This is a genomic window from Salegentibacter maritimus (assembly GCF_016236915.1).
In the GTDB taxonomy this organism is placed as follows: domain Bacteria; phylum Bacteroidota; class Bacteroidia; order Flavobacteriales; family Flavobacteriaceae; genus Salegentibacter; species Salegentibacter maritimus.
Map to the genome: position 1 here is coordinate 44,505 of NZ_JAEHOK010000022.1, position 8,237 is coordinate 52,741.

At 37.9% G+C, this 8,237-nt stretch carries 4 protein-coding genes; all 4 read left to right on the plus strand.

Translation table 11 applies throughout. From position 1 onward, the window contains the following. Nucleotides 1–6 precede the first annotated feature (6 nt). Nucleotides 7–1,197: a FecR family protein gene (locus tag I6U49_RS14150; protein ID WP_198629311.1), complete on the plus strand. Its 1,191-nt coding sequence runs from the start codon at nt 7–9 to the stop codon at nt 1,195–1,197. Nucleotides 1,198–1,369: 172 nt separating this feature from the next. Further along, a complete protein-coding gene (locus I6U49_RS14155; protein WP_232804735.1) occupies nt 1,370–4,855 on the plus strand; it encodes a TonB-dependent receptor in 3,486 nt (1,161 codons plus the stop codon). A gap of 17 nt (nt 4,856–4,872) precedes the next feature. After that, entirely contained in the window at nt 4,873–6,645 is a 1,773-nt protein-coding gene (locus I6U49_RS14160; RefSeq protein ID WP_198629312.1) for a RagB/SusD family nutrient uptake outer membrane protein, read from the plus strand. 253 nt (nt 6,646–6,898) lie between these two features. Continuing rightward, on the plus strand, nt 6,899–8,237 hold a 1,339-nt coding region (locus I6U49_RS14165), incomplete at its 3' end, for a Gfo/Idh/MocA family protein (RefSeq protein ID WP_198629313.1).

Here is an 8,237-nt window from a genome sequence, read left to right on the forward strand (position 1 = left end):
TATTTAATGAACCAAAAAAAATACATAAAAAGCTTACTGTTTAAATTCTCACGAAATCGTTGTAGTGAAGAGGAAATAGAACAAATAATAAGCTATTTCCAAAAAAATCCTAAGGAGCAGGCACTTCCCGAAGCAAAAGAAGTATTGAAGCACATTGTATTAGAAAAGAATGAGCGTAGAAAATCAAAAGATAAGCTTTATGCCGAAATCGAAGATAGAATTTATCATCAAAAGACATATAGCCTCCCACAAAGACCTAAAAAGCAGCAAGTTTGGTTTACATCTATAGCTGCCATTTTTATTACTGTTTTAAGCGGCTCCCTATTTCTATATTTAACAAAGCCAAAAGAGGTAAATCAAGTTCCAATTGCAGAAGATTCTATAATCCTGGAGCATGAAGATGGTACGCTTACAGGATTATCGCAAAAAGGAAATTTTCAGTTAACAAAACCTAATGGAAAAGTGATAGGTGGGCAGCGAGGAGACCTATTGGTATACAACAAACACGAATCGGCTTCAGCAAAAGTTGAATACAACACTTTAAAGACTCCCAACGGTAAACGTTTTAAAGTACAATTATCAGACGGGAGTCTGGTTTTTATGAACGCGGGCTCTTCTTTAAAATACCCTGTAAACTTCTCAAGAAATGACAAACGAGAGGTATTTCTTATTGGTGAAGCTTTTTTTAAAATAACAAAAGACCAAAATCGTCCTTTTAAAGTTAGTGCCCAAAATCTCGAAATTGGTGTTTTAGGAACCGAATTTAATGTCTCAGCCTATCCAGAAGACACCACCGCAGCTGTAGTATTAGTAGAAGGTGCTGTACAGTTGCATACAAAACAAAATAAAGCAGAACCATCAATTTTAAAACCGGGACAGCTAGCTTCTACTACGAAACACATTGGTGATTTAAAAATTAGCGAAGTAGACCCATCTATCTACACTTCCTGGATGGAAGGAAGGATGGTATTTAGAAATATGAGTTTTGAAGATATATTGAAGAAAATGGAACGTCATTTTGGAGTAAGCATTATAAACAAAAACAAAGCAATCGCTAAAGAGAAGTTTAATGCCAGTTTTGGCCAGGAATCTATTCTCAATATCCTGGAATACTTTAAAAAAACCTATGGACTGGAATACACTCAAGAATGTGATAAAAAATTTATTATTAACCCAAAAACAAATAAAATGAATTAATAACTATAACAAGAAAATTAGCCACAAAAACGGGGAATGTTAGAGCATTCCCCGCTACAAAATATGGCCGATTAAATAACGAGTATCAACCAAATATTTAAGCTTTAAAAGTATGAAAAAATCACCTTATGGACTAGCAAAGCTGCTTGCTTTGTTTAAATTTAATTTGAAAATGAAACTCACCATTTTGTGTTTCCTAATAAGTCTTTTTGGATTGCACGCCAATAACACTTATTCGCAGAAAACCGTATCCCTAAAATTGGATGACGCAGAAATGTCGTATTTACTGGACCTTATAGAAAGCCAAACCGAATACCACTTTGTTTATAAAATTAAAGATGTAGACCTATCACGAAAGGTAAAAATCACGGTAAATAAAGAAAAAGTTCCTGCTGTGCTAGACCAAATTTTTAAAGGTACAGACACCAAATATGAAATTTATGGCAAACAAATTTTTCTAACCAATAATTCGAAAAAATCTGTTGCTACACCAATTTCTAACAATATTCAAGAAACCATTACGGTTACCGGTACTATCACAGAAACCAAAACAGGAATGCCAATTCCCGCTGCTAATATTTTGGAAAAAGGCACTTCTAATGGTGTTATGAGTGATTTTGATGGAAATTTTTCTATTGAAGTACCTGAGGATGCCGTTTTACAGGTTAGTTATGTTGGTTACGCTACCAAAGAAGTAAATGTAAACGGTCGTAACGAAATCGATATTGTTCTGGAAGAAGATGCAGCTGCTTTAGAAGAAGTTGTTGTGGTTGGTTATGGAACACAACGTAAACAAGATTTAACCGGTGCTGTATCTGTTGTAAAAGTAGATGAAATGGTACAACAACCCAACGCACAGGTTACCAGTCAATTACAAGGCAGGGTTTCGGGTGTTAGTATTACAGGTGGAGGCCAACCAGGTGAAGCCCCACAGGTAAAGATTCGTGGCTCCAATACATTTGGAAACAACACGCCATTATATGTTGTAGATGGTATCCCTACTGGGAGTATAGATAATATTAACCCAAATGATATTGAAAGTATGCAGGTACTTAAAGATGCTGCCTCTGCTTCTATCTATGGTTCTCGTGCTGCCAATGGAGTTATTATTATTACCACTAAAAAAGGGAAAGGCAGACTATCTGTAAATTACGATGCCTACTACGGCACACAAATGGTTCAAAAAGGCAATCCATGGGATATACTTTCTTCTCAGGAAATGGCCGATCTTACTTTTAGAGCCATAAGAAATACAAATCCAGACGTAGCTATAGATCATCCACAATATGGAGATGGTGCACAACCTGTTTTACCAAATTATATTGCCCCGGTGGGTGCTAATACGGTTGATGAATCTCTATACAATGTAGATCCTTACTATACCGATCCTGCTCAACTAAATGATTTTTATCGAATTGTAGAAGCAAACAAGCAAGGAACCAATTGGTTTCAGGAGATTTTTAATTCTGCTCCAATTACCAGTCATAACCTTTCGGTTAGCAATGGTAGTGAAAAAGGAAGTTTCTTATTTTCTCTTAATTATTTTGATCAAGAAGGAACCCTGGCTAATACTTACCTGAAGCGTTACACCATGCGTGTAAATAGTGTATTTAATATCACAGATAATATTAGGGTTGGTGAAAACTTAAGTTTTGCCATTAGGGAAAATCCACAAATTGGTGCACTTTCAGAAGGAAGCGCCATAGGAATGGCTTTTAGGCAACAACCTATTATCCCGGTACGTGATATTAGAGGCAATTATGCAGGCTCTTTTGGTCAGGGCTTGGGTAATGCCTTTAACCCGGTAGCCATGTTAGATAGATTGAGAAATAACCGAGGAGTTTCCAATAAGCTATTTGGTAATATTTTTGCAGAAATAGACTTTTTGGAAAGTCTTACTTTTAAAACAACTTTTGGTGGAAATTATTTCTCAAATAGTTTTAACTCTTTTGTTTTTCCAGCATACGAAAACGCTGAAAACAACTCGGTAAACTCTTACACCGAAGGTGCTGAAACCTATTTTAACTGGACCTGGACCAACACACTTACCTATAAAAATACTTTTGCAGATCTACACAATTTAACCGCAGTATTGGGTACAGAAGCTTATCAAAACAAAGGCCGTGAAGTAGGTGGTACTACACAATCCTATTTCTCTTTTGATCCAGATTACGTAACGCTAGATACCGGTTCAGGAACCCAAACTAATTATAGTTCACAATATGCCAATGCGCTTTCTTCTGTATTTGGCCGGGTAGATTATAACTTTGATGATCGTTACCTATTTGGTGCAACCATAAGAAGGGATGGGTCATCACGATTCTTAAACGAACAGTACGGTTGGTTCCCTGCTGCCAGTGCCGGTTGGAACGTAAGTAATGAAAGTTTCTTTGAATCTAATTGGATAGATGATCTTAAAGTACGTGCCGGATATGGTATAATGGGTAATCAGATAAACGTAGATCCCGCCAACTCATTTACAACCTTTGGCGGTAATAATCAAACCTCATTTTATGCAATTACAGGAAGTCAGTCAAGTACTTCTGAAGGCTTCCAGCAATCAAGAATTGGAAATCCAGATGCTGAATGGGAAAAGAATATAAATGCAAATGTTGGTATAGATGCAACCCTATTCAATAACACGCTGCAACTAACTGTTGATTATTATCGTAAAGATATAAACGATCTTTTGTACAATCCCAATCTACCGGCAACCGTTGGATCGGCTACAGTACCTTATGTGAATGTTGGCCAAATGACCAATAGTGGTATTGATTTAGACCTTTCTACTTATTTTACGCTTTCTGACGACCTTCAATTTAACACTTCGGTTACTTTTACAAGTTATAATAACGAAATTGTTAAAATTGCCGATGGTATAAACTATTTTGATTTGGAAGGTCGCCGATTTAATGGTAGTTCTATAATTAGAAATGCCGAAGGAGGCTCTGTTAGTCAGTTTTTTGGTTATAAAGTAGATGGCTTCTGGGATACACAAGAAGAAATAGACCAGGCCAATGCAGCAGCGAGAGAAAGTACAGGTAACCAAAACACTACGTACCAATCTGATGTGGCGGTAGGGCGTTTCCGTTATGCAGATACTAATGGAGACAACCAAATAACCCCTGAAGACCGTACATTTATCGGAAATCCAAATCCTGACTTCACCTACGGACTAAACCTGGAACTTTTATACAAGAATTGGGACTTTAGTATGTTCTTATACGGCTCTCAAGGAAACGATATTTGGAACAATGTTAAATGGTTTACCGATTTTTACAGTTCTTTTAATGGTGCAAAGAGCTCTACTGCTCTTTATGATTCCTGGACACCAGATAATATGAATGCAAGTGCTCCTATTCAACAAACCGTTGGTTCATTTAGCTTGGCAGATGTTCCCAACTCTTATTTTGTTGAAGATGGTTCTTATCTAAGAGCTAAACAAATCCAACTAGGATATACTTTGCCAAATTCTGTGTTAGATGCCATTAAAATTTCTAAGCTAAGATTTTATGTACAAATGGCTAATGCATTTACTATCACTGGTTATTCTGGTATTGATCCGGAAATTTCTGGAGAATCGGTAAGTTTTGGAATTGATGAAGGTGCCTACCCTAATCAAAGACAATTGATATTTGGACTTAACGCTAGTTTATAATGATAAAAACAATAATTATGAAAAAATATAGAATTTTAAGCCTTTTATTTTTGGCGGTTATGGTTTCGCTAAGTCTTGGGTCTTGTAGTGACGACTTTTTAGACCAACCCGCATTGGGCTCATTAAGTGAAGATGTAGTAGCCAACAAAGAAGGTGTAGAAAAATTACTAATTGGTGCTTACGCTGCCTTAGATGGGCAGGGCCTCGGTGGAGGAAATCCCTGGGAGTCTGCATCAGATAACTGGGTGTATGGAGCCGTTGCCGGTGGTTTAGCCAGTAAAGGAAGTTTTGGAGGAGATCAGCCCGCTATAGACCAAATTGTAAAATTTATTTCAAATCCTTCAAACGGATTCTACAATACTAAATGGATCGCAGCTTATGAAGGAATTACGCGTACCAATAATGTTTTAAAATTATTGGCTAACGTAGAAGACATCAGTGAGGCCGAAAGAAACAACATAGCCGGGCAGGCAAGATTCTTAAGAGGGCACTATTACTTCGAGTTAAAAAAGATGTTTAATATGGTTCCCTGGATAGATGAGAACACTGAGAATCCCAAGCAACCCAATGATACCGATATTTGGCCTAATATAGAAGCTGATTTTCAGTTTGCATTCGATAATTTACCTGGAACTCAATCTGAATTTGGACGTGCTAATAAATGGGCGGCCCGTGCTTACCTTGGAAAAACATACCTATACCAGGAAAAATTTCCTGAAGCTTCAACAATATTCACGCAAGTAATTGAATCTGGCACAAATTCGGCCGGGGAAAAGTATGATCTTGTTGCAGAATTTAAAGATAACTTTGATGCCGAAACCGAGAATAACGCCGAAACGGTTTTTGATGTACAGATGGTAGCCAATGATGGTACTAGCACTATTACAAATTCTAACCAGGGGGGCATGCTTAATTTCCCTTATAACAGCCCATTTAGATGCTGCGGTTTTTATCAGCCCACACAAAACTTAGTAAACTCTTATAAAACGCAAGAAAGCAGTGGTTTACCATATTTAGATAATTATAACCAGAATCCTGTAAAAAGTGATATGGGTGTAGCTTCAGATGCATCGTTCACACCTTATACAGGCTCTTTAGATCCACGTCTGGACTGGACGGTAGGCCGTCGTGGAATACCATATCATGATTGGGGACACCATCCCGGTGCTACCTGGATAAGAGACCAATCTTACGGTGGACCTTATGCTCCAAAAAAGAATATTTACTGGCAAGCCACACAAGACTTATATAGTGATCAAAGCTCATGGGCACCAGGTACCGCAATTAATGTTCATATTATTCGCTTTGCCGATGTCTTATTAATGGCTGCTGAAGCTGAAGCACAAACCGGAAATTTAGATCTGGCCATGCAATATGTAAACCGAGTTCGGGAGCGGGCTGCAAACCCACAAGGTTTCTTAAAGAAGTATATTGATGAAAACAGTCCCTTAACTGGTTTTAATGATGCAGAAAATGCAGCTAATTATAATATTGGCCTATATACCAGTTCTGAATTTTCTTCCAAAGAAGATGCGCTAGAGGCTATTTATTTTGAGCGTAAACTTGAATTAGCCATGGAAGGACATCGCTTTTTTGACCTGGTAAGATGGGGAATTGCCGAAGAGACCTTAAACGCTTATTTCGACTATCAGGGAAAAATAACTACCGATGTTAGAGGCGGTAAGTTTATTTCGGGCAAAAGCGAATACTACCCTATTCCACAAGCACAAATAGATTTGAGTTTAGACTCAAATGGAGAGCCAACCTTAACCCAAAACCCAGGGTACTAAACTGGCTTTCTAAATCGAGAATAATAAGATAATTACAGGCCAATAATGATAGAATATTGGCCTGTTTTATAAAAAAGAAGAAAAACTGATATAAAAGATAAATTTTGTATGAAAACAAAACAACATCTTTTATTTCAAAGAGTTTTTCTATAAATTCGAAACCTACTTATGTATATATCGAAAATTTTGAATTCGATATAATTTTCAAAGAATAATAATACCGAAAATCAATTAATCAATTAACTATTAAATAATGAAAAATAACAGACGTTCCTTTATTAAGAATTTAGGAATAGTGGGCGCAACTGCGGCCGTAATCCCGTCCAGTTTTGCTGCAGAAGCGAAAGAAGTAAATTTATTGAATAGAGCTGCAAAAACTTCAACAAACAAAGTTCTTAAAATCGCTTTAATTGGCGCCGGGGGAATGGGTGTTGCCGATACCAATACGGCATTAAAACACGAGAATATAGAACTTGTGGCCGTATGTGATTTATACGATGGGCGTTTAGAAGATGCTAAAAAACGTTGGGGCAGCAGTTTGTTCCTTACCAAAGATTATAAAGAAGTGCTAAACCGCAGTGATATTGACGCGGTAATAATTGGCACCCCCGATTTTTGGCACAAAAAAATGAGTGTTGATGCGCTTAATGCAGGTAAACACGTGTACTGTGAAAAACCAATGGTACATAGTGTAGAAGAAGGAAACGATATCATAAAAGCCTGGAAGAAATCTGGAAAAATCTACATGGTAGGTAGCCAGGGAATGTCTTCTTTGGGTAATGAAAAGGCCAGAGAACTATTGGCAGCTGGTGCTATAGGAACGCTTAATTATGCTGAAGGCTTTTGGGCCAGGAATTCGGCCTTGGGTGCCTGGCAGTATCCAATCCCCAAAGATGCCTCTACCCAAACCGTAGATTGGGAGAAGTATACTTCTATAAGCAAAGACATGCCTTTTGACCCTTTAAGGTTCTTTAGATGGAGAAATTACCTTGACTACGGTACGGGTATGGCCGGCGACCTATTTGTGCATTTATTCTCCAGTCTTCATTTTATTACCAATTCGTATGGCCCCAATAAAATTGCGGCAACCGGTGGATTGCGCCACTGGGATGACGGGCGTGAAGTACCGGATGTACTTTTAGGAATGTTTGATTACCCCGATACAAAACAACACCCGGCATTTAACCTTTCCTTGCGTTGTAATTTTGTTGACGGTACCAGCGGAAGTACTTTCTTAAAACTGGTAGGAAGTAAGGGTTCTATGGACATAGGTTGGGATAACCTTATCTTAAGGCGTAATGCCGGTGGAGGAAGTGATGATCCTTTCCTGGCAGAAAAAGCAAAAGAAAATTCAGGCAGGCCAGATCGTAAAAAACTGGTTCCACCTTTAGAAACCGTTTACCGGGCAGAAGATGGCTACAAAGGAGCGCATTATGACCATTTTGCCAATTTCTTTATGGCAATTCGTGAAAATGGCTCGGTAGCCCAAGATCCTGCTTTTGGGTTCCGTGCAGCCGCACCGGCTTTATTATGTAATGAAAGCTATAAAAAGAATGAATTTATAAACTGGGATCCGGAAAAAATGAAATTAG

Excerpts from the sequence above, each read along its gene's own strand:
- I6U49_RS14160 (WP_198629312.1), top strand. The coding sequence starts at position 4,873 with ATGAAAAAATATAGAATTTTAAGCCTTTTATTTTTGGCGGTTATGGTT.
- I6U49_RS14150 (WP_198629311.1), top strand. The coding sequence starts at position 7 with ATGAACCAAAAAAAATACATAAAAAGCTTACTGTTTAAATTCTCACGA.
- I6U49_RS14155 (WP_232804735.1), top strand. The coding sequence starts at position 1,370 with ATGAAACTCACCATTTTGTGTTTCCTAATAAGTCTTTTTGGATTGCAC.